Origin of the sequence: Mycobacterium timonense, from assembly GCF_025821985.1 — a bacterium.
GTDB lineage: Bacteria > Actinomycetota > Actinomycetes > Mycobacteriales > Mycobacteriaceae > Mycobacterium > Mycobacterium avium.
This window is the reverse complement of the sequence record NZ_JACKSY010000104.1, coordinates 14,997-35,598: the sequence shown is the minus strand read 5'-3', so window position 1 is coordinate 35,598 and position 20,602 is coordinate 14,997. Positions and strand designations below refer to the sequence as shown.

General features: G+C 71.6%; 20 protein-coding genes. 12 read left to right on the top strand and 8 right to left on the bottom strand.

Features of this window, described 5'->3' with window-relative positions; translation table 11 throughout:
- Positions 1-8 precede the first annotated feature (8 nt).
- On the top strand, positions 9-1,796 hold the full coding sequence (gene sppA, locus H7I87_RS22635; protein ID WP_033727281.1) for a signal peptide peptidase SppA: 1,788 nt from the start codon (positions 9-11) through the stop codon (positions 1,794-1,796).
- Here sppA and H7I87_RS22630 read toward each other — a convergent pair.
- Genes H7I87_RS22630 through H7I87_RS22620 form a run of 3 tightly spaced genes read right to left on the bottom strand, consistent with a single transcriptional unit; the run spans position 1,793 to position 4,576 of the window.
- Complete coding sequence (locus tag H7I87_RS22630; protein ID WP_033727293.1) at positions 1,793-2,707, bottom strand: class I SAM-dependent methyltransferase; 915 nt, start codon at positions 2,705-2,707, stop codon at positions 1,793-1,795. The genes sppA and H7I87_RS22630 overlap by 4 nt on opposite strands.
- An 11-nt stretch (positions 2,708-2,718) precedes the next feature.
- The gene (locus H7I87_RS22625; protein ID WP_009979053.1) at positions 2,719-3,639 is read right to left on the bottom strand and encodes a class I SAM-dependent methyltransferase; all 921 of its coding nucleotides are present in this window, start codon (positions 3,637-3,639) and stop codon (positions 2,719-2,721) included.
- Positions 3,632-4,576 carry a class I SAM-dependent methyltransferase gene (locus tag H7I87_RS22620; protein ID WP_011726069.1) on the bottom strand — a complete coding sequence of 315 codons (945 nt, stop codon included), beginning with the start codon at positions 4,574-4,576 and terminating at the stop codon, positions 3,632-3,634. Before H7I87_RS22620 ends, H7I87_RS22625 begins: the two co-directional genes overlap by 8 nt.
- Before the next feature lie 156 nt (positions 4,577-4,732).
- On the opposite strand from H7I87_RS22620, the gene H7I87_RS22615 reads away from it, so the two are divergent.
- Complete coding sequence (locus H7I87_RS22615) at positions 4,733-5,965, top strand: zinc-dependent alcohol dehydrogenase (RefSeq protein WP_033727280.1); 1,233 nt, start codon at positions 4,733-4,735, stop codon at positions 5,963-5,965.
- A gap of 26 nt (positions 5,966-5,991) precedes the next feature.
- Here H7I87_RS22615 and H7I87_RS22610 read toward each other — a convergent pair whose 3' ends face one another.
- Entirely contained in the window at positions 5,992-6,645 is a 654-nt protein-coding gene (locus tag H7I87_RS22610) for an L-fuculose-phosphate aldolase (RefSeq protein WP_009979046.1), read from the bottom strand.
- Positions 6,642-7,622 carry an NAD(P)-dependent oxidoreductase gene (locus H7I87_RS22605; RefSeq protein WP_033727279.1) on the bottom strand — a complete coding sequence of 327 codons (981 nt, stop codon included), beginning with the start codon at positions 7,620-7,622 and terminating at the stop codon, positions 6,642-6,644. The genes H7I87_RS22610 and H7I87_RS22605 overlap by 4 nt, the downstream gene beginning before the upstream one ends.
- Positions 7,623-7,652: 30 nt before the next feature.
- On the opposite strand from H7I87_RS22605, the gene H7I87_RS22600 reads away from it, so the two are divergent.
- Both H7I87_RS22600 and H7I87_RS22595 read left to right on the top strand, forming a co-directional pair.
- On the top strand, positions 7,653-9,008 hold the full coding sequence (locus H7I87_RS22600) for a xylulokinase (protein ID WP_033727292.1): 1,356 nt from the start codon (positions 7,653-7,655) through the stop codon (positions 9,006-9,008).
- A 26-nt stretch (positions 9,009-9,034) separates the two neighbouring features.
- Positions 9,035-9,700 carry a GNAT family N-acetyltransferase gene (locus H7I87_RS22595; protein ID WP_003879460.1) on the top strand — a complete coding sequence of 222 codons (666 nt, stop codon included), beginning with the start codon at positions 9,035-9,037 and terminating at the stop codon, positions 9,698-9,700.
- Positions 9,701-9,703: 3 nt separating this feature from the next.
- Here H7I87_RS22595 and H7I87_RS22590 read toward each other — a convergent pair whose 3' ends face one another.
- Positions 9,704-10,615, bottom strand: a complete 912-nt coding sequence (locus H7I87_RS22590; protein WP_033727278.1) for an SAM-dependent methyltransferase — start codon at positions 10,613-10,615, stop codon at positions 9,704-9,706.
- Positions 10,616-10,828: 213 nt separating this feature from the next.
- Between H7I87_RS22590 and secY the strand changes: the two genes are divergently transcribed.
- The 8 genes from secY to H7I87_RS22550 all read left to right on the top strand — a co-directional run bounded on the left by secY (position 10,829) and on the right by H7I87_RS22550 (position 17,337).
- On the top strand, positions 10,829-12,154 hold the full coding sequence (gene secY / locus H7I87_RS22585) for a preprotein translocase subunit SecY (protein ID WP_003879461.1): 1,326 nt from the start codon (positions 10,829-10,831) through the stop codon (positions 12,152-12,154).
- Positions 12,151-12,696 (top strand): adenylate kinase, encoded by a 546-nt coding sequence (locus H7I87_RS22580; RefSeq protein ID WP_003873479.1) that lies wholly within the window; start codon positions 12,151-12,153, stop codon positions 12,694-12,696. The genes secY and H7I87_RS22580 overlap by 4 nt, the downstream gene beginning before the upstream one ends.
- A 2-nt stretch (positions 12,697-12,698) precedes the next feature.
- Positions 12,699-13,499, top strand: coding sequence for a type I methionyl aminopeptidase (gene map, locus H7I87_RS22575; RefSeq protein WP_023870175.1), 801 nt, complete (start codon positions 12,699-12,701; stop codon positions 13,497-13,499).
- Positions 13,500-13,586: 87 nt separating this feature from the next.
- A complete protein-coding gene (locus tag H7I87_RS22570) occupies positions 13,587-14,114 on the top strand; it encodes a sigma-70 family RNA polymerase sigma factor (protein WP_255250719.1) in 528 nt (175 codons plus the stop codon).
- Between the two features lie 33 nt (positions 14,115-14,147).
- Positions 14,148-14,867, top strand: a complete 720-nt coding sequence (locus tag H7I87_RS22565; RefSeq protein ID WP_003873476.1) for an anti-sigma factor family protein — start codon at positions 14,148-14,150, stop codon at positions 14,865-14,867.
- A gap of 15 nt (positions 14,868-14,882) precedes the next feature.
- Positions 14,883-16,124, top strand: a complete 1,242-nt coding sequence (locus H7I87_RS22560; RefSeq protein WP_009979036.1) for an FAD-dependent oxidoreductase — start codon at positions 14,883-14,885, stop codon at positions 16,122-16,124.
- A gap of 23 nt (positions 16,125-16,147) precedes the next feature.
- Positions 16,148-16,714 carry a DUF4389 domain-containing protein gene (locus H7I87_RS22555; protein ID WP_009979035.1) on the top strand — a complete coding sequence of 189 codons (567 nt, stop codon included), beginning with the start codon at positions 16,148-16,150 and terminating at the stop codon, positions 16,712-16,714.
- A complete protein-coding gene (locus H7I87_RS22550) occupies positions 16,711-17,337 on the top strand; it encodes a class I SAM-dependent methyltransferase (protein WP_009979032.1) in 627 nt (208 codons plus the stop codon). Before H7I87_RS22555 ends, H7I87_RS22550 begins: the two co-directional genes overlap by 4 nt.
- Here H7I87_RS22550 and H7I87_RS22545 read toward each other — a convergent pair.
- Together H7I87_RS22545 and H7I87_RS22540 are read right to left on the bottom strand one after the other, a co-directional pair.
- Complete coding sequence (locus H7I87_RS22545; RefSeq protein ID WP_033724740.1) at positions 17,324-19,822, bottom strand: FtsX-like permease family protein; 2,499 nt, start codon at positions 19,820-19,822, stop codon at positions 17,324-17,326. The two genes, H7I87_RS22550 and H7I87_RS22545, sit on opposite strands and share 14 nt — an antisense overlap.
- Positions 19,819-20,514 carry an ABC transporter ATP-binding protein gene (locus tag H7I87_RS22540; RefSeq protein ID WP_009979025.1) on the bottom strand — a complete coding sequence of 232 codons (696 nt, stop codon included), beginning with the start codon at positions 20,512-20,514 and terminating at the stop codon, positions 19,819-19,821. The genes H7I87_RS22545 and H7I87_RS22540 overlap by 4 nt, the downstream gene beginning before the upstream one ends.
- Positions 20,515-20,602 lie beyond the last annotated feature (88 nt).

The window sequence follows — 20,602 nt, the reverse complement described above, 5'->3', positions numbered from 1 at the left end:
CTGCAGACATGTTCGCGTTGCTGTCCTCGATACCCGGCCTGTCCAAAGGCGCCGACGAGATCCGTGCCCTGGCCGGGCGCGTCGACACCGCCCGCCATCACGGCGTGCCCAACGGCTGTGTGCTCGAGCTGGATCTGCGGTCGATGCCGCCGGAGACGTCCGGCTTCGACCCGCTGGCGCTCGTCACCGGCGGCAGCCGGGCGGCATCGCTGCGCGACACGGTGGACGCCATCCACCGGGCGGCCGAGGACCCGCGGGTGGCCGGGCTGATCGCCCGGGTGCAGCTGGCGCCGTCGCCGTCGGCCGCGGTGCAGGAGCTGCGCGAGGCGATCGTCGCCTTCACCGCCGCCAAGCCGTCCCTGGCCTGGGCCGAGACCTATCCGGGCACGCTGTCGTACTACCTGGCGTCGGCGTTCGGCGAGATCTGGATGCAGCCCGGCGGCAGCGTCGGGCTGATCGGCTTCGCCAGCAACGCCACCTTCCTGCGCGACGCGCTCGACAAGGCCGGCATCGAGGCCCAATTCGTCGCCCGCGGCGAATACAAGTCCGCGGTAAACCGTTTCACCGAACACGGCTTCACCGAGGCGCACCGCGAGGCCGTCACCCGGATGCTGGACAGCGTCCAGGAACAGGTGTGGCAGGCGGTAGCCGAATCACGCAAGCTCGACACCGACACGCTGGACGCGCTGGCCGACCGCGCGCCGCTGCTGCGCCAGGACGCGCTGGACTCCGGCCTGGTCGACCGGATCGGCTTCCGCGACCAGGCGTACGACCGGATCGCGGAACTCGTTGGCGTACAAGATGTTTCACCGGACACCGAGCCGCCCCGGCTGTATGTGTCGCGCTACGCCGGCGCGGCCCGGTCCCGGCTGTCCCCGCCGGTGCCCTCGCTACCGGGGCGCCGCCGCCCACCGACGGTGGCGGTCATCAACGTCGACGGCACCCTCGTCGACGGGCGCGGCGGGCCCCATTTCCTGCCGTTCGGCGCCGCCACCGTGGGCAGCGACACCATCGCGCCGGCGCTGCGGGAGGCCGCCGCCGACGACGCGGTGTCGGCGATCGTGCTGCGGGTCAACAGCCCCGGCGGCTCGGTCACCGCGTCGGAAACCCTTTGGCGCGAAGTGAAAAGGGCACGTGAACGCGGCAAGCCGGTGGTCGCGTCGATGGGTGCGGTGGCCGCCTCCGGCGGCTACTACGTGTCGGTGGCCGCCGACGCGATCGTCGCCAACCCGGCAACGATCACCGGTTCGATCGGCGTCATCACCGGCAAGCTGGTGATCCGCGACCTGCTGGGGCGGCTGGGCGTCGGGTCGGACACCGTGCGCACCAACGCCAATGCCGACGCGTGGTCGATCGACGCGCCGTTCACCCCGGAGCAGCGCGCCCACCGCGAGGCCGAGGCCGACCTGGTGTACACCGACTTCGTGTCCCGGGTGGCCGAGGGCCGCAACCTGACCACCGACGCCGTCGAACGGGTGGCCCGGGGCCGGGTCTGGACGGGCGCCGACGCCCACGAGCGGGGGCTGGTCGACGAACTGGGCGGCTTTCGAATCGCGGTGCGGCGGGCCAAGATTCTCGCCGGGCTGGACGAGGACGCCGACGTGCGCATCGTCACCTATCCGAGCGGCTCGCTGCTGGACGTGCTGCGGCCGCGGGCCTCGTCGCAACCGGCGGCGGTGTCGCTGCCCGACGCGCTGGGCGCCCTGACGGTCAAGACCCTGGGCGCGATCCTGGACAACGTCGAGCGATCCTGCAGCGGCGCCAGCGCGCTGTGGCTGGGGCCGTCGCGGCTCTAACCGGTCCGCGTGGCGCTGATGAAGATGATCTCGCCGAGCGGGTCGTCGTTCTCGGGGGCGGGCACCTCGATGCCGTGCCGGTGGAACAGTTCGGTGCGGGTCACACCCTCGGCCCGCCACCCGAGGCCGTTCAGGTAATCGATGACGTGGTTGCGTTCGCCGGCGTAGACCAGCGACGCCATGTCGATGTCGACGCCGTGCTCCCGGAACGAGCCGGACATCTCCCGCACCCGCTCGGCGTCGAAATCCACGATGCCGGGCACGAATTCGGTGGCGATGGTGCTGCCCGGCGCGGACAGCGCGGTGATGTTGTCGAACCGCCGGTCCTGGGCCTCCGGCGGCAGATAGATCAGCAGGCCCTCGGCCAGCCAGGCCGTCGGCGCGGCCGGATCGAATCCGGCGGCGCTCAGCGCGGCGGGCCAGTCGCCGCGCAGATCGATGGGGATGGTGCGCCGGGTCGCAGTGGGCTCGGCGCCGACCTCGGCCAGCGTGTTGCTCTTGAATTCGATCACCCGCGGCTGGTCGATCTCGTAGACCACCGTGCCCGCCGGCCACGGCAACCGGTAGGCGCGCGAATCCAGGCCGGAGGCCAGGATCACCACCTGACGCACCCCGGCGTCGGTGGCGTCGACGAAGTAGTCGTCAAAGTACTTGGTGCGCACCGCCATTCCGTCGACCATCGACTGAATCCGCACCGGGGTGGCGTTCTCGATCGCATCCAGGTCGAGCTCGCCGTCCATCATCTTGGTGAAGAAGTCCACCCCGACCGCGCGCACCAGCGGCTCGGCGAACGGATCGTCGATCAGACCGCGGGGATCCTTGGTCGCCATGGCGCGTCCGGCCGCGACCATCGTTGCGGTGGCGCCGACGCTGGACGCCAGGTCCCACTCGTCGTCATGCGTGCGTGTCATCGCGAGCAACCTTAGCCGCGGCCACCGGTGAGGGTGGCGTCGACGTAGCTCATCTCTCCGAAGGTGGCCCTCATCTCGTCCTCGGGGAACTCGAAACCGTTGCGGGCGTACAACTGTCGGGCCGGATGCGGCGTCACCCGCCAGCCCTTGCCGGTGAGGTAGTCGGCGACGACGTTGCGCTCGCCCCGGTAGAACAGGTCTGCGGCGTTGAGGTTGAGACCGAGACGCTGCCAGCGCTCCGAGATGCGGGCCAACCGCTCGTCGGAGAACGCGTTGGGGTCCGGCACGTGCTCGGTGGCCAGCCGGCTGCCCGGCGCGGACAGCGCGGTGATGTTGTCGAACAACCGGTCCTGGGCCTCCGGCGGCAGATAGGGCAGCAGCCCCTCGGCGCTCCAGGCCGTCGGTCGGGTGACGTCGAAACCGCCTTCGCGCAGGGCCGCGGGCCAGTCGTCGCGCAGGTCGATGCTGATGGTGCGGCGCTCGGCGGTGGGGGCCGCGCCGAGGTTGGCCAGTGTGTCGGTCTTGAACGCGATGACCTGCGGCTGGTCGATCTCGTAGACCACCGTGCCGGCCGGCCAGGCCAGCCGGTAGGCCCGGGTGTCCAGGCCGGAGGCCAGGATCACCGCCTGGCGCAGCCCGCCCTCGGTGGCGTCGATGAAGAAGTCGTCGAAGAACCTGGTGCGCACCGTGATCTGCTCGGCCCGCGCCCGGCGGTTGAACAGCGGGTCGTCGGGGAAGTCGAGCTTGCCGTCGACGATGCGGATGAACGGATCCAGTCCCACCGCCCGCACCAGCGGTTCGGCCAGCGGATCGTCGAGCAGCGCGTCGGGTCCCTGCGACGCCACCGCGCGGGCGGCGGCGACCATGGTCGCCGTCGCTCCCACGCTCTGCGCCGGACCCCAGGTGTCGCCGTCGGTGCGTCCCTCACTCATAGATCCCCCAGGTGTAGAGCATCTCACCCATCCGGGTGTCGTCGTCATCGAGCGGGTCAAGTCCGTTGGCCGCGAACAGATCCCGGATGGTGACGCTGTTCAGCCGCCAACCGTGGCCGGCCAGATACGGGGCGGCCTCGTTGCGCTCGCCGAAGTAGACCAGTCCGGCCATGTCGAGGTCGAACCCGTGCGCGCGCCAGCGCTGCGAGATCGCCTGCATGCGTTCCTTGAGCTTCTCCTCCTCGCCGGGCGCGGGGTTGGGCGCGCTCTCGGTGGCCAGCCGGCTACCGGGCGCGGACAGCTCGGTGATGGTGTCCAGCAGCCGGTCCTGCGCCTCCGGCGGCAGGTAGCCGAGCAGCCCCTCGGCGCTCCATGCGGTGGGCCGGGTCGGGTCGAACCCGGCGGCGCGCAGCGCGGCGGGCCAGTCGTCGCGCAGGTCGACGGCCACCACCCGGCGCTCGGCCGTGGGCGCGGCGCCCAGCTGCGCCAGCGCCGTGGTTTTGAAGTCGATGACCTGCGGCTGGTCCACCTCGTAGACCACCGTGCCGGCCGGCCAGGCCAGCCGGTAGGCGCGCGCGTCCAGCCCGGAGGCCAGGATCACCACCTGCGCGATGCCGGCCTTGGTCGCGTTTAGGAAGAACTCGTCGAAGAACTTGGTGCGCACGGCCATGTTGTCGGCCATCCGCGACATCGCCCCGGCGGATCCGGCGGCGCCGTCGTGCACGTCGTTCAGCTCGGCCGGGTCCAGCTCGCCGCCCGCCAGCCGGGACAGCAGGTCCACGCCGACCGCCTTGACCAGCGGTTCGGCGAACGGGTCGTTGATCAGCGGGTTGTCCGCCCGGGTGGCCATCGCGCGGGCCGCCGCGACCATGGTCGCGGTCACCCCCACGCTGGAGGCCAGGTCCCAGGTGTCGCCCTCGTACCTGGTGGAAGTCATGTGCGCGCCCCTATCGGAGATCGTCGAGGTAGTAGCCAAGCTAATATTTAGCCGATATAACAAGCTGCTCCCACTGTACGCTTCCCGCGATTCGCGGCAACCTTTACTGATGACGTACGCGGGCAAGCGGGTGCCGATCGCCGGGGCGGCGGCGCCATGAAGGCACTGGTCTATGGCGTCGCGCCGGAGCCCGTCGCGGTGCCCGACGACGCCAACCCGCTGGTCCAGAACCTGGCCCGCACCCCGACCGGGCTGCGCGACGTGCCGGAACCCGTGCTGCCGCACGAGGATTGGGTGCTCACCCGGCCGCGGCTGACCGGCATCTGCGGGTCGGACGCCAAGCAGATCCTGATGGACTTCGGCGAGGGCGACGCCGACAACGCCATGTCCGCCTTCTGCTCGTTCCCGCAAGTCATGGGCCACGAGGTGGTGGCCGACGTGGTGGCGCTGGGACCCCGAGCGCGGGGGTTGGCGGTGGGGCAGCGGGTGGTGCTCAACCCGTGGCTGTCCTGCGCGCCGCGCGGCATCCAACCGCCCTGCCCCGCATGCGAAGCCGGCGACTACAGCCTGTGCTGGAGCTTCGCCGACGGCGACCTCAAACCCGGCATCCACACCGGCGTCTCGGCCGACGTGACCGGCGGCTACGCCGAGCTGATGCCGGCCCACGACAGCATGCTGTTCGCGGTGCCGGAGCGGGTCCCCGACGAGATGGCCGTGTTCGCCGACCCGTTCTCGGTGTCGCTGCACGCGATCACGCGCCACCCGCCGCCCCGCTCGGGGCGGGCGCTGGTGTACGGCGCCGGCTCGCTCGGGCTGTGCGCGGTGGCGATCCTGCGGGCGCTCTACCCGGAGGTCGCCGTGGCCGTGGTGGCCCGCTTCGACGCCCAGGCGGAGCTGGCCCGGCGCTTCGGCGCCGCCAAAGTCGTTGCGCACGAACCGCGTACGGCCGTCATCGAAGAAATGGTCGGCTGGGGCGGCGGCCGGCTGCGCCGGCCGCTGCTGGGGCTGCCGATGGCCCACCCCGGCGCGGTCGACGTCGTCTACGACACCGTCGGCAAACCCGAGACGTTCGAGGTCGCCGTCCGCCTGCTGCGGTCGCGGGGCACCCTGGTGAAGGCCGGCGTGCACGCGCCCGGGCGCTGGGAGGACAGCCCCTTGTATTTCAAGGAGATCGCGCTGGTCGGCTCCAACGCCTTCGGTGTCGAGGAGGTCGACGGGCAGCGCCGGCACGCCATCGCGCACTACCTCGACCTGGCCGCGGCGGGGCGGGTGGACCTGCGCCCGATGCTCACCCACACGTTCACGCTGGACCGCTGGCGCGACGCATTCCACGCCCTGGCCGACCAGGGCCGGACCGGCGCGGTGAAGGTGGCGTTCGACCAGCGTTAGCCCAGCGCGCCCCGGGATCCGAGGCGTCAGGGGTTGGCGCGCAGATAGCCGTACACCGCGGCGAAGTTGCGGTTGACGTCCTCGGGAATTGGCACCGGACCGCCGAGAGCCCTTGCGCCCCAGACGATTTGGGCGGTCCGCTCCACCAGCGCGGTGATGTGCAGGACCTTGTCGGGCCGCGGGCCCACCGCCACCAGGCCGTGGTTGGCGATCAGGGCGGCGCCGCGGCCCTGCAGCGCCTTGACCGCGTTGGCGCCGACGTCGGGGGAGCCGGAGGCGGCGTACTCGGCGCAGCGCACGTCGCCGCCGCAATACACCGCGAACTCGTCGATGCACGCCGGAATCGATTGGTGCGCAATGGCGAACATGGTCGCCCACACCGGATGGCTGTGGATGACGCAGCCGATGTCGTCGAACGCGGCGAAGCAGGCCAGGTGCAGCTGCATCTCCGTGGACGGCGAGCGGCCCTGCGCGGCCTGCAGCACCGAACCGGCGGGGTCGATCAGCACCAGGTCGTCGAGCTGCATGTCGCGGTAGTCCACCGACGACGGCGTGATGACGATGTTGCCGTCGGAGCGGCGCGCCGAGATGTTGCCGGCGGTGCCCTCCACCAGGCCGCGGCGCAGCATGTCCTTGGCGGCGTCCAGCACCGCCTGTTCCGGGTCGTCGACGAACTTCATCGGGCTAACACCTCCGGGTTGACGATGTGGGCGGGCGTCGCGCCGGCCAGCAGCGCTTCCAGGTCGTCGGCCACCAGCTGCGCCTGCCGGGCCTCAGTGTTCCACGTGGCCCCGCCGATGTGCGGCGTCAGCACCACGTTCGGCATGCCGACCAGCGGGTGATCGGTCGGCAGCCACTCACCGACGAAGTGGTCCAGCCCGGCGGCGGCCACCTTGCCGGCGCGCAGCGCCTCGACCAGTGCGTCGGTGTCGTGCAGCTGGGCGCGGGCGGTGTTGAGGAAGACCACGCCATCGCGCATGGCCGCGAACTGCTCGGCGCCGATCATGCCGGTGGTCTCGTCGGTGACCGGGGCGTGCAGCGACACCACGTCGGACGCGGCCAACAGCTCGTCCAGACCGTGCCGGGCCTCGGGGTGGTAGGGGTCGTGCGCGATGACCCGCAGACCCAGCCCGCTCAGCCGCCACCGGGTGGCGCGGCCGACCGCGCCCAGGCCCACCAGCCCCGCGGTCAGGCCCGCGATCTCGCCGCCGCGGAACCGCTGATACGGGATGCTGCCGTCGCGAAAGATGTTGCCGCCGCGCACATCCGCGTCGGCGGGAAGCAGGTGACGGGTGGCGGCTAGCAGCAGCGCCACGGTCATCTCGGCGACGGCGTCGGCGTTGCGGCCCGGGGTGTTCAGCACCGGGATGCCCGCCGCGGTGGCGCCGTCGATGTCGACGTTGTTGGGGTCGCCGCGCGTCGCGGCGATCGCGCGCACACCGAGCTCAAACACCGGGCCGCGCACCGAATCGCTTTCCACCACCACGATTTCGGCTTCCTCGGCCGCGATCCGCTCGGCCAGCTGCTCGGCGCTGTAGATGCGCAACGGCCGCTGCTCGATCCAGGGGTCGTAGACCACCTCGGCCAGCACCCGCAGTTTGTCCAGGCCCGGCCCGCGCAGCGGGGCGGTCACCAAGGCGCGCGGTTTGGACGTCACGCCTGCCAATGCTGGCGTACGGTGACGCCCGTGTCACGCAAGGACGTCACAATCGGCATCGACGTCGGCAGCACCGCGGTCAAGGCGTTAGCCGCCGACGCCGACGGCCGGGTCATGGCCCGCGTGCGCATCCCGCACGAACTGCGGATACCGGCACCCGACCGGCTCGAGCACGACGCCGAGGCGGCGTGGCGGCGCGGCCCGTCGGCCGCCCTGGACGAACTGCTGCACCAGCCCGGCGTCGCGGCGGTGGCGGTCGCGGCCATGGTGCCGTCGATGACGGCGGTCGACGACTCCGGCACGCCGATCACCCCGGGACTGCTCTACGGCGACGGCCGGGGCCGCACCCCGGGCGGCCCGCAAAACCAGCCGCTGCCCGCGCTGGGCGAGGCCGCCGAGTTCCTGCGCTGGACGGCGGCCCGCGCTCCCGATGCCGCCGGCTACTGGCCGGCGCCCGCGGTGGCCAACCACGCGCTGGCCGGCCAGGCCGTGATCGACGTCGCCACCGCCGCCACCGCCTTCCCGTTGTTCGACGGGACCGGCTGGGACGCCGCCGCGTGCGCCGAGCGCGGCGCGCGCGTCGAGCAGATGCCGCGGGTGCACAGTATGGGCGCCGTCGTCGGGCAGCTGCCGGGCGGCGCGGCGCTGGCCACCGGCGCCATCGACGCGCTGTGCGAACAGCTCGTGGCCGGCGCCGACCGCGACGGCGACGTGCTGGTGATGTGCGGCACCACGCTGATCGTGTGGGCCACCATTTCCCAGGCCCGGCAGATGCCCGGGCTGTGGACCATCCCGCACACCACGCCGGGCAAGAGCCAGATCGGCGGCGCCAGCAACGCCGGCGGGCTGTTCCTCGGCTGGGTGGATCGCGTTGTGGCACAAGCGGATCCGGCATCCGCCCAGCCCGGGCGGGTGCCGGTGTTCGCGCCCTACCTGCGCGGCGAGCGCAGCCCGTTCCACGACCCGGACCGCCGCGGCGTGCTCGAGGCGCTGGACCTGACCCACGACGCCGCCGCGCTGCGCCGGGCCGCCTACGAGGCGTCCGGGTTCGTGGTGCGCCAGCTCATCGAGCTGTCCGGCGCGCCGGTGTCGCGCATCGTGGCCACCGGCGGCGGCACCCGGGTGGGGCCGTGGCTGCAGGCCATCGCCGACGCCACCGGGCGCCCGGTCGAGGTGTCCGCGGTGGCCGAGGGCGCCGCGCTGGGCGCCGCGTTCCTGGCCAGGATGGCCGCCGGTCTGGAGACCACCCTCACCGACGCCGCGCGCTGGGTCCGCACCGAGCGCGTCGTCGAGCCCGACCCGGCCTGGGCCGCCCCGGTGCAGGACCGCTACCAACGGTTCCTGGAGTTGGGAAACCGCCCGTGTCCCGCGGTTGTGGCGCGGTAGCCGCACCGGCGTTCTAGGCTGGTGCAATGACCGACCAGGACCGCAAAGCCGCCCGCCGGGAAATCGCCGATGCCCTGTTGAAAGCGCTGGAACGACGGCATGAAATCGCCGACGTGGTGGTGGAATCGGAGAACAAGGCGGCCGCGGTGGAGGCGATCGTGCGGCTGCTGGACACCTCGCACCTGGCCGCCGAGGCGGTGATGGGCATGTCGTTCGATCAGCTCACCATCGACTCGCGGCGCAAGATCCTGGCCGAACTCGAGGACCTGAACAAGCAGCTGAGCTTCACCGTGGGCGAGCGCCCGGCCAGCTCGGGCGAGACCCTGGAGCTGCGCCCGTTCTCGGCCACCGAGGACCGCGACATCTTCGCCGCCCGCACCCAGGACATGGGCTCGGCCGGCGACGGATCCGGCGGGCCCGCCGGCGACCTCGACGACGAGATCCGCGCGGCGACGGCCCGCCTCGACGACGAGGAGGCCGCCTGGTTCGTCGCCGTCGATTCCGGTCAGAAGGTCGGCATGGTGTTCGGCGAGCTGCTCAATGGCGAGGTCAACGTGCGGATCTGGATCCACCCCGATTTCCGCAAGCGGGGTTACGGCACCGCCGCGCTGCGCAAGTCGCGCACCGAGATGGCGTGGTGTTTCCCCGCCGTCCCGCTGGTCGTCCGGGCGCCCGCCGCCAAACCCGCCTGACGGTCAGCCCAGCTCGGCGCTCACGGCGACGATGTTGGGGAACTGCGCCGTCTCGTCGTCCTCGCGGTAGGCCAGGCCGTAGTCGTCGAACAGGTCCCGGCGTGGCCGGGCGCTGACCCGCCATCCGCGCCCGGTCAGGTACTCGACGACGTTGCTGCGCTCGCCGTCGAAGAACAACCCGGACAGGTCGATGTCACAGCCCACCCTGGCCCACCGATCGTTGAACTCCTGCGCGCGCTGCGCCATCGTCGTGCCGGTGGCGTCCGGATGATATTCGGTGGCCAGCCGGCTGCCGGGCGCGCTCAGGGCGGTGATGTTGTCGAACAGCCGGTCCTGTGCCTCCGGCGGCAGGTACATCAGCAGGCCCTCCGCGCTCCACGACGTCGGCTGTGTCACGTCAAAACCGTTGGCGCGCAATGCTTCCGGCCAGTCCTCGCGCAGGTCGATGCTGACCGTGCGCAGCTGCGCGGCCGGGCGGGCGCCCAGCGCCGCCATGGTGTTGGTCTTGAACTCCACCACCTTGGGCTGGTCGACCTCGTACACCACGGCGCCGGCCGGCCAGTCCAGCCGGTAGGCGCGGGCGTCCAGCCCGGCGGCCAGGATCACCGACTGGCGGATCCCGTCCCGGGCGGCGCCGGTGAAGAAGTCGTCGAAAAAGCGGGTGCGCACCGCGATCGAATCCGTCTCCAGCTGCAGGTCGCGTTCGCCGCGTTGCGGATCCGCGGGCGCCACCTCGCCGTCGACCAGGCGGCGAAAGAAATCCAGCCCGACCGCCCGCACCAACGGCGCGGCGAACGGGTCGTCGATGATCGGGCGCTCGCCCGCGCTGGCCAGCGCCCGGGCCGCGGCCACCATCGTCGCCGTCGCGCCCACGCTCGAGGCCAGGTCCCAACTGTCTTGGTCGGTGCGTGTCATGCTGCTCCCAAGTTACTTAGCAAATGCAACGATTCATCCGCACTGTACGCCCCGCGGCTTACGGCTTCCTGGAAAGGCCCTGACCGGACCCGGCCGGACCAGCTGTTAGTCTCGTACACGGTTTGACGCGCTGTAATTGAGTCGGGCCGTACGTCCTGGCCTGCGGGTGTTGGGCGCGTGATGCAGGAAATCCCGGCTGCGCAGGAGGAAGAGTTGCTTTCGGCTTTCATCTCATCGCTGCGGACAGTCGACCTGAGACGGAAGATCCTCTTCACGCTGGGCATCGTCGTGCTGTACCGGGTCGGGGCCGCGTTGCCGTCCCCGGGCGTCAACTACCCCAACGTCCAGCAGTGCATCAAGGAAGCCAGCGGCGGCGCGGCCGGGCAGATCTACTCGCTGATCAACCTGTTCTCCGGCGGCGCGCTGCTCAAACTCACCGTGTTCGCCGTCGGAGTGATGCCCTACATCACCGCCAGCATCATCGTGCAGCTGCTCACCGTCGTCATCCCGCGCTTCGAGGAACTGCGCAAGGAAGGCCAGTCCGGTCAGGCCAAGATGACGCAGTACACCCGCTACCTGGCCATCGCGCTGGCCATCCTGCAGGCCACCAGCATCGTGGCGCTGGCCGCCAACGGCGGGCTGCTGCAGGGCTGCTCGCTGGACATCATCGCCGACCAATCCATCTTCACCCTCGTCGTCATCGTGCTGGTGATGACGGCCGGCGCGGCGCTGGTGATGTGGATGGGCGAGCTGATCACCGAACGCGGCATCGGCAACGGCATGTCGCTGCTGATCTTCGTCGGCATCGCGGCCCGCATCCCCGCCGAGGGCAAGACCATCCTGGACAGCCGCGGCGGCATGATCTTCGCCGCCGTGCTGGTGGCCGCGCTGATCATCATCGTCGGCGTGGTGTTCGTCGAACAGGGGCAGCGCCGGATCCCGGTGCAGTACGCCAAGCGCATGGTGGGCCGGCGCATGTACGGCGGCACCTCGACGTACCTGCCGCTCAAGGTCAACCAGGCCGGCGTCATCCCGGTGATCTTCGCGTCCTCGCTGATCTACATCCCGCACCTGATCACCCAGCTGATCCGCAGCGGCAGCGGAGGCGTCGGCAACAGCTGGTGGGACAAGTTCGTCGGCAGCTACCTGTCCGACCCCAGCGACCCGGTCTACATCGGCATCTACTTCGGGCTGATCATCTTCTTCACGTACTTCTACGTGTCCATCACGTTCAACCCCGACGAGCGCGCCGACGAGATGAAGAAGTTCGGCGGCTTCATCCCCGGCATCCGGCCGGGCAAGCCCACCGCGGATTACCTGCGTTACGTGCTGAGCCGGATCACCTTGCCCGGCTCCATCTACCTGGGTGCGATCTCGGTGCTGCCCAACCTGTTCCTGCAGATCGGCAACGGCGGGGCGGTGCAGAACCTGCCGTTCGGCGGTACCGCGGTTTTGATCATGATCGGCGTGGGCTTGGATACGGTCAAGCAGATCGAGAGTCAGCTCATGCAGCGCAACTATGAAGGGTTCCTCAAGTGAGAGTCGTTTTGCTGGGGCCGCCGGGAGCGGGCAAGGGGACGCAGGCCCAGAAGCTCTCCGAGAAGCTCGGGATCCCGCAGATCTCCACCGGTGAGCTGTTCCGCAGCAACATCGAGAACGGGACCAAGCTGGGGCTGGAGGCCAAGCGCTACCTGGACGCCGGCGACCTGGTGCCCGCGGAGCTGACCAACCAGCTCGTCGACGACCGGCTCAGCGAGCCGGACGCCGCCAACGGTTTCATCCTGGACGGCTTTCCCCGATCGTTGCAGCAGGCCAAGGCGCTGCACGAGATGCTGGAACGCCGCGGCACCGACATCGACGCGGTGCTGGAGTTCCGGGTGTCCCAGGACGAGCTGCTGGCGCGGCTCAAGGCGCGCGGCCGGGCCGACGACACCGATGAGGTGATCCTGAACCGGATGAAGGTGTACCGCGACGAGACGGCGCCGCTGCTGGACTACTACCGCGACCAGCTCAAGACGGTCGACGCCGTCGGCACCCTGGACGAGGTGTTCGCCCGGGCGCTGCGCGCGCTGGGCAAGTAGGGATGAACGCGCTGGCGCGGCTGCGCGGCCGCAAGGTGGTGCCGCAGCGCAGCGACGGCGAACTCGACGCGATGGCCGCCGCGGGGGCGGTGGTGGCCGCCGCGCTGCAGGCGGTCCGCGCGGCCGCGGTCGCAGGGGTGTCGACGCTGAGCCTGGACCAGATCGCCGAGTCGGTGATCCGGGATGCCGGCGCGGTGCCGTCGTTCCTGGGCTACCACGGTTACCCGGCCTCCATCTGCGCCTCCGTCAACGACCGGGTGGTGCACGGAATTCCTTCGGCCGCAGAGGTTTTGGTGCCCGGTGACCTGGTGTCGATCGACTGCGGCGCGGTGCTGGACGGCTGGCACGGGGACGCGGCGATCACCTTCGGGGTGGGCGCCCTGGACCCGGCCGACGAGGCGCTGTGCCAGGCCACCCGGGAGTCGCTGGAAGCCGGGATCGCGGCGATGGTGCCCGGGAACCGGTTGACCGACGTCTCGCACGCCATCGAGCTGGGCACCCGCGCCGCCGAGACCCGGCACGGGCGGGCGTTCGGCATCGTCGAGGGCTACGGCGGGCACGGCATCGGCCGGCAGATGCACATGGACCCGTTCCTGCCCAACGAGGGCTCGCCGGGCCGCGGTCCGCTGCTGGCCCCCGGCTCGGTGCTGGCCATCGAGCCGATGCTGACCCTGGGCACCGGCAAGACCGTGGTGCTCGACGACCAGTGGACGGTCATCACCACCGACGGCTCGCGTGCGGCACACTGGGAGCACACCGTTGCCGTCACCGACGCCGGGCCGCGCATCCTGACGCTCGGGTAGGGGCGCACCGGGTCGGGGCCGTTGAACCGAACCTTCGCCGGGCTCGTTTCCCCGGCAGGAGGTGATCGAGTGGCTCGTGTGGTCGGCATTTCCAGGGCGTCCGGGACCGCCGAGGCCGCTCTGATGAAGGCGCTCTACGACGAACACGCCGCGGTGCTGTGGCGCTACGCGCTGCGGCTGACCGGCGACGCGAGCCAATCCGAGGATGTGGTGCAGGAGACGTTGCTGCGGGCCTGGCAGCATCCCGAGGTCATCGGCGACACCGAGCGCTCGGCCCGGGCGTGGTTGTTCACGGTGGCCCGCAACATGATCATCGACGACCGGCGCAGCGCGCGGTTCCGCAACGTGGTCGGCTCGACCGACACCGCGGGGGCGCCCGAGCAGTCCACGCCGGACGAGGTCAACGCGGCGCTGGACCGGTTGCTGATCGCCGACGCGATGGCCCAGCTGTCGGCCGAGCACCGCGCCGTGATCGAACGGTCCTACTACCGCGGTTGGACCACCGCGCAGATAGCTACAGACCTCGGCATCGCCGAGGGAACGGTGAAGTCGCGACTACACTATGCGGTGCGGGCGTTGCGACTCACTCTGCAGGAACTCGGGGTCACCCGATGAGGGACTTTCCGAATGTTTGAGGGGTGAGCAGACATGGATGAAATGAGGACGCCGGTGCACGACGTCGGCCCTCCCGAAGACCGCTACGCGATGTGGGATGCCGCGTACGTGCTGGGTTCGTTGTCCGCCGCGCAGCGCCGCGAATTCGAGCAACACATGGCCCACTGCCGCGGCTGCCGCGAGGCGGTCGCCGACATCAGCGGGGTGCCCGCGCTGCTGTCCCGGCTCGACCACGACGAAGTGGCCGCCATCGACGAGGCCGGCCCCGCCCCGCAGCTGTCCGCCGACCTGTTGCCGTCCCTGCTGACCGCGGTGCGCCGGCGGCGCCGGCGCGGCCGGGTGGCGACCTGGGTGGCATCGGCTGCCGCGGCGGCGGTGCTGGCCATCGGCGTGTTCGTCGGCCTCGAGGGGTGGTCGTCGACTCCGGCCCGGCAGGTGACCGCGTCGGCCGAGCCGATGGCCCAGGTCGGCACCACCCTGCTGACCTCGACCGTGCAGGTCAGCGGCCAGCACTGGGGCACCTCGATCAACCTGAGGTGCGTGTGCCTGGCCCCGCTCAACGCCCACCACGACACCCTGGCGATGGTGGTGGTGGGCCGCGACGGCAGCCGCACCCGGCTGGCGACCTGGGTGGCCGTGCCCGGCCACACCGCGTCACCGGCGGGGTCGATCTCGACGCCGGTGGACCAGATCGCCGCCGTGCAAGTGGTGGCCGCCGACAGCGGCCAGGTGCTGCTGCAGCGTTCCCTGTAAACGATCGGAGCCAGCGTGGTCGGCGACGCGCGTCCGCTGCGGGTGCTGGTGGTGGGCGCCGGCGTGGCCGGCATCTCGGTGGCCCGCGGACTGCTGCGCGACGGCCACGACGTCACCGTCTTCGAGCGCCGCCCCCGGCTGGCGGCCGCGGGCGGCGCGGTGACGGTGTGGTCCAACGGCGAGACGGTGCTGCGCCAGCTGGGCGTCGAGATGGACGGCGCCGGCCGGCAGCTGTCCAGCGTGGGGGCGGTGACGTCGACGGGCCGGCCGCTGGCCACGCTGGACGTGACCGCGATGGCGCGGCGGCTGGGCGCGCCCGTGCGGATGGTGCCGCGCCGGGTGCTGCTGGAACGGCTGCTGGACGGATTCCCGACCGGGCGCATCCACTGTGACCGCCGCGCGGTCGCACTGGCCACCTCCCGCGACGGGGTCAGCGTCGAATTCACCGACGGCACCGTGGCCGAGGGCGACGTGCTGATCGGCGCCGACGGCCTGCACTCGATGGTGCGCGAGTGGGTCGGCGCCCGGCACGCCAAGGCGACCGGCTGGTGCAGCTGGCAGGGCCTGGTCAGCCTCCCGGAGATCGCCGAGTCCGACGCCGCCCTGATGATGATCGGCGGCAGCGGAAACCTCGGCCTGTGGCCGGCCGGCGGCGCCGAGGTGCAGTGGTGGTTCGACCTGCCGTGGTCGACGGGGTTCGTCCGGCCGCAACACCCGATCGAGACGATCCGCTCGCACTTCGCCGGATGGTCCGAGCCGGTCGATCGGGTGCTGGCGATCCTGACCGACGAGGATCTGGCCGCGTCGCCGTTCCCGCATTTTCGGCATCCGATCCCGCCCCCCGGGCGGGGCCGGGTCACCCTGCTCGGCGACGCCGCGCACACCATGCCGCCCACCCTGGCGCAGGGGACCAACCAGGCGCTGCTCGACACGATGGTGCTGTGCCAGGCGCTGGCCGATTTCGGGCGGGGGACACCCGGCGGCCAGGCCGACGTCGCGAACGCGCTGCGCTGGTACGAGAAGACCCGGCGCCGCCGGGTCCGGGCGGTGTCCTGGGTGGCCTCGCTGCCGGTGTCGCACGGCGAGGCCGTGCTGCGCCCGGCCGCGCTGGTCTCCGACCGGCTGCAGGCCGCCGCGCTGACGATGTTCCTGCGCTGGACCAGCCACCGCCGCATGTCCGACCACATCAACCGCAGCGTGGGGGAAGCGATCAACCGCAGCTTGGGGGAAGCGCCGAAGATTCCGTCACGCCGGTGAACGGACCGGGCGAATCCATAAGGGTGCGAGGCGATTTCGACGCCCCGTCGCGCTGGCTGTGGCTGGTGAAGTGGTGCGTGCTGGCGGTGCCGCACTACCCGATCCTGATCGGGCTCTACCTGGTGTACCCGCTGTGCACCGTCGTCGCCGGGATCGCGATCATCTGCACCGGTCGGTATCCGCGGCGGCTCTTCGACTTCAACGTCGGCGTGCTGCGCTGGTCCTGGCGGCTGATGAACTACCGATTCCCGATGAACAGCACGGACCGATACCCGCCGTTCACGCTCGCGACCTCGCCCGACTATCCTGGCGACCTCGCTGTCGACTATCCGCGACGGCTGAAAAGGCTTGCGGTGCCGGTCAAGTGGCTGTTGGCGATCCCGCACGTGCTGGTCTGCTGGTCGATGGAGCCGCTGCTGCAGGTGCTGTGCCTGACCGCCGCGCTGACGTTGCTGTGCACCGGCACCGTCCCGCCCGGCATGTTCGATCTGCTGATGGGCGTCGTGCGGTGGCGGTACCGGGTGGCCGTCTACGTGTCGTTGATGCGCGACGAATATCCGCCGTTCCGAATGGATCTGGGCTCCCGATGAGATTCCGCAACGTGCTGTTCCCCTACGTGTACCGGTTCGGGCAGCCGGTGTTCGACCGGCTCTTCTACCAGCGGTATCGGCGGCAGGCGATGAGTCACGCCACCGGGCGGCTGCTGATGGTCGGCCTGGGGCCGGGCACCGACCTGATGTTCCTGCCCGCCGCGGTGACGTCGGTGGCGGCCGTGGAGCCCGAGGCGTCGTTTCGCCGGATGGCCGCCCGGCTGGCCGCCCGCCAGGGGGTCGCGGTCGACGTGGTCGCCGGGTCCGGCGAGTCGATTCCCTTCCCGGACAACAGTTTCGACTCGGTGCACATCGGGCTGGTGCTGTGCTCGGTGCGCGACGTGGGGGCCACCCTGGCCGAGATCCGCCGGGTCCTGGTGCCCGGGGGCAGGCTGGTGGTACTCGAGCATGTGCGCGGGGACGGGCTGACGGGCCGGCTGCAGGATCTGATCGCCCGGCCGTGGTCCTGGTTGGCCGGCGGCTGCGAACCCAACCGGCGGACCGGGGCGGCCATCGCCGCCGCCGGGTTCGACACCTCGATGCTGCGCAGCGTGCCCCGCACCCCGGTGCCCTTCCCGTGCAAACCCCACCTGCAGGGATTCGCCGTGCTCAGTTCACGCTGACCGCCTCGATGATGTTCAGCCGCGCCGCCCGCCGCGCGGGCGGCACCGAACCGAGCAGGGTGATCCCCAGCGCCCCGGCGGTGCAGGCAAGCGCCAGCGGGCTGAGCCGGAAGGCCACCGGGAAGTTCATCATGTCCCCGCTGATGCGGCTGAACAACCACTGGTCCGCCAGCCCGAGCAGAAACCCCAAACCACCGCCGACACAACCGATTCCGGCCGCCTCGGCCAGCACCATGCGCAGAATGAACCGGCGGCCGGCGCCCATCGCCCGCAGCACACCGATCTCGCGGCGCCGCTCGGTCACCGACAGCGTCAACGTGTTGAGCAGGGCGACCGCGGCCACCGCCACCACGATGATCCACACCGCGTTGGCGATGAACATGCTCTGGTGCAGCGGGGCCTGCAGCCCGGCCAGCGCGGCGCGGCCGTCGTAGACGTGGTTGGGCGCCGGCACCGTCGCGCGGACGTCAGCCAGCAGCCGCCGCGGATCCACCCCCGGGGCCGCCGTGATTTGCAGCGTCGTCGCCGCCGGGCGATCGAACCATGCCCGCAGCTGGGCCAGATCCATCCCGACGGTGCCGATGACCGTCGAGAAGAACGGCACCACCGCCAGCACCGCCGCCTCCCGCGGGCCGTGCGGGGTCTGCAACCGCAGCCGGTCGCCGGCCCGCACGTTGAGCGCCTTGCCCAGATTCTGGGTGAGCACCACACCCCGCCCGGCCAGCACCTCGGCGCGCACCCGGTCGTCGAGCGCGCGGAACAACGCGTCCCTGCTGCCCGCGGCGAACCCGTCCAGCAGCACCCGGGTGCCCGCGACGACGGCGAACCCGCACGCCCCCTCGGTCACCCGCGCCGCACCGGGCAGCGCGGCGAGTCTTTCCGAAAGCCCTTGCGGCAGAACATCCGTGGGGAAACTGTCGGGCGGATCCGCGCTCACCCACACGTCAGCCTCGGCGACCGGCGCGAAGATGGCGCGCGCCGACCCGATCATGTCCGCGTTGGTGCCGGTGATCACCACCGTGGTGAGCACCCCGATCAACACCGTCATCACGGTGGCCCACACCCGCCGCGGTGCGCGCCGGATGGTCGCGGCGGCGAGCGCACCGCACGACCCGAACACGCGGGACAGCGCGGACGTGGCGGTGACGATGGGCACGGTGAGCGCGAAGCCCGCCGTCAGCTCGGCGACCAGCACGGCGCCCAGCGGCACGCCCGTCGGGGCGCCGGCCGGGACCGCCAGGGCCGCCACCGCGAACAGCGCCAGCGCGCCGACCCCGCTGGCGGCCCGCAGCCACGGCGGCACCGCGTCGGCCGCCGACGCCCCGACCGGCGCCAGCGCCTCGACCGGGGAAACCTTGTACACCTGCCGCGCGGCCATCGCCGCGGCCGCCACGGCGGTGAGCGCCGTCGCCGCCAGCGCCAGCGGGACGGCGTAGCCGGGCAGCCAGTACTCGACGCGGGCTTCCAGTCCCTGCGTGACGGCCCGGGGCAGCCGGCCAATTGCCATGCGCCCGGCCAGGATTCCGGCGCCGCACCCCAATGCCCCGCCGATCAGCCCGAGAACGGCGGCCTCGGCGAGCAGGTCGCCGACCACAGCGCGGCGCCGCCCGCCCAGCGCGCGCAGCATCGAGATGACGGGGCGGCGCTGGGTGATCGCCATCGTCATCGTGGTGTAGATCAGGAACGCGCCGACCACCAGCGCCACCGCCGCGCCGAGCAGCGCCATGTAATTCATCAGCCGGACGCCGTCGCCGGCGCGGGCCGCCCGCGAGCTGGGCGCCGCCACGATCGCCCGCCCGCCCACGGCGGCGCCGACCGCGGCGCGGACGGCGGCCGGGTCGGCGCCCGGCGTGAGGGTGATCAGGATCGAGTCCAGCTGTCCGGCGCGCGCGGTGACGCGCTGCGCCAACGCCAGCGGCGCCAGCACATAGTGTCCGCCGTTGAGTTCGGCGAACTGCCTGCCGGCCAGCACCTCGGTGACGGTGACCGGGGCCGAACCAAGTTGGAACGCTTGACCTTTCGCATACCCGGCCCGCGGCCCCACCTGCACGCCGTCCGGCGACGCGGAAAGCTCCCGCACCGGTCGCGACACCGCGTCGGTGAGGGCGCCGCCCAGCGCGGCGGTGCGGGCGTCGACGCCCAGCAGCAGGACCGGCCCGGACGGCGTGGCCGCCGTCGTCCGGATCATCGGCGCGGCGGTGGCGACCCCGGGCACCGCGGCGACATCGGCCAGCACCGAGTCGGCGAATCCGGCGTCGGTGATGCCGGAGACCTCGAGCGCGGCCACCCCGGCGATCCCGTCGGCCAGCCGGCTCACCGATCCGGTGATCGAGCCGAAGATGCCGAAGACCGCCACCAAATACGTTGCGGAGACGGCCATCACGGCGATCGACGCGGTGGTGCGGCGTCGATGCACAGCGAGCTCGCGCAGGCTGAACACGCGCAGCCGGCTCGCCGCGGCCGTGACCGCACGCCCCGACCTCACCCGGCGACCGCCAGCACGTCCGAACCGACCCGGCCGTCCTGCAGCGTGATCACCCGATCGGTGGCCGCCGCGGCGTCGCTGTTGTGGGTCACCATCACCACCAGCCGGTCACCGCCGCCCTCGTGCGCCACCTCGGCCAGCAGCTCCAGGATGGCCGCGCCGGTGGAGGAATCCAGGTTGCCGGTCGGCTCGTCGGCCAGGATCAGCGGCGGGTCCATCATCAGCGCCCGCGCCACCGCGACCCGCTGCATCTGGCCGCCGGACAGCTCCGCGGGCCGGTGTTCGGTGCGGTTGCCCAGGCCCACCCGCTCCAGCAGCCGGAGCGCGTCCGGCCTGGCCCGACCCAGCCGCACCCCGTCGAGCAACCGCGGGATCGCCACGTTCTCCCAGGCCGACAGGGTGGGCAACAGGTTGAAGAACTGAAACACGAAGCCCACCCGGCGATGGCGGAACCGCGACTGCGCCTCGTCGCCGAGCCGGCCGATCTCCTCGCCGTCGAAGAGGATGGAACCCGAGTCGGGGGAGTCCAGCGCGCCCAGCAGATGCAGCAACGTGCTCTTGCCCGCGCCGGAGGGCCCGACGACCGCCACGAACTGCCCACCGGCCAGCTGCAGGCTGATCCGGTCCAGGGCCCGCACCGGTTGACCGCCCACCCGGTACTCGCGCACCACGCCGGCCATTTCGATGGTCATCTAGGCACCACGGTGACGGCCGACGAACGGTTCACCGGCCCCGGCCGCGCGACGATCGTGAACCCATCGGCGGCCCGCCTCGTGTCTT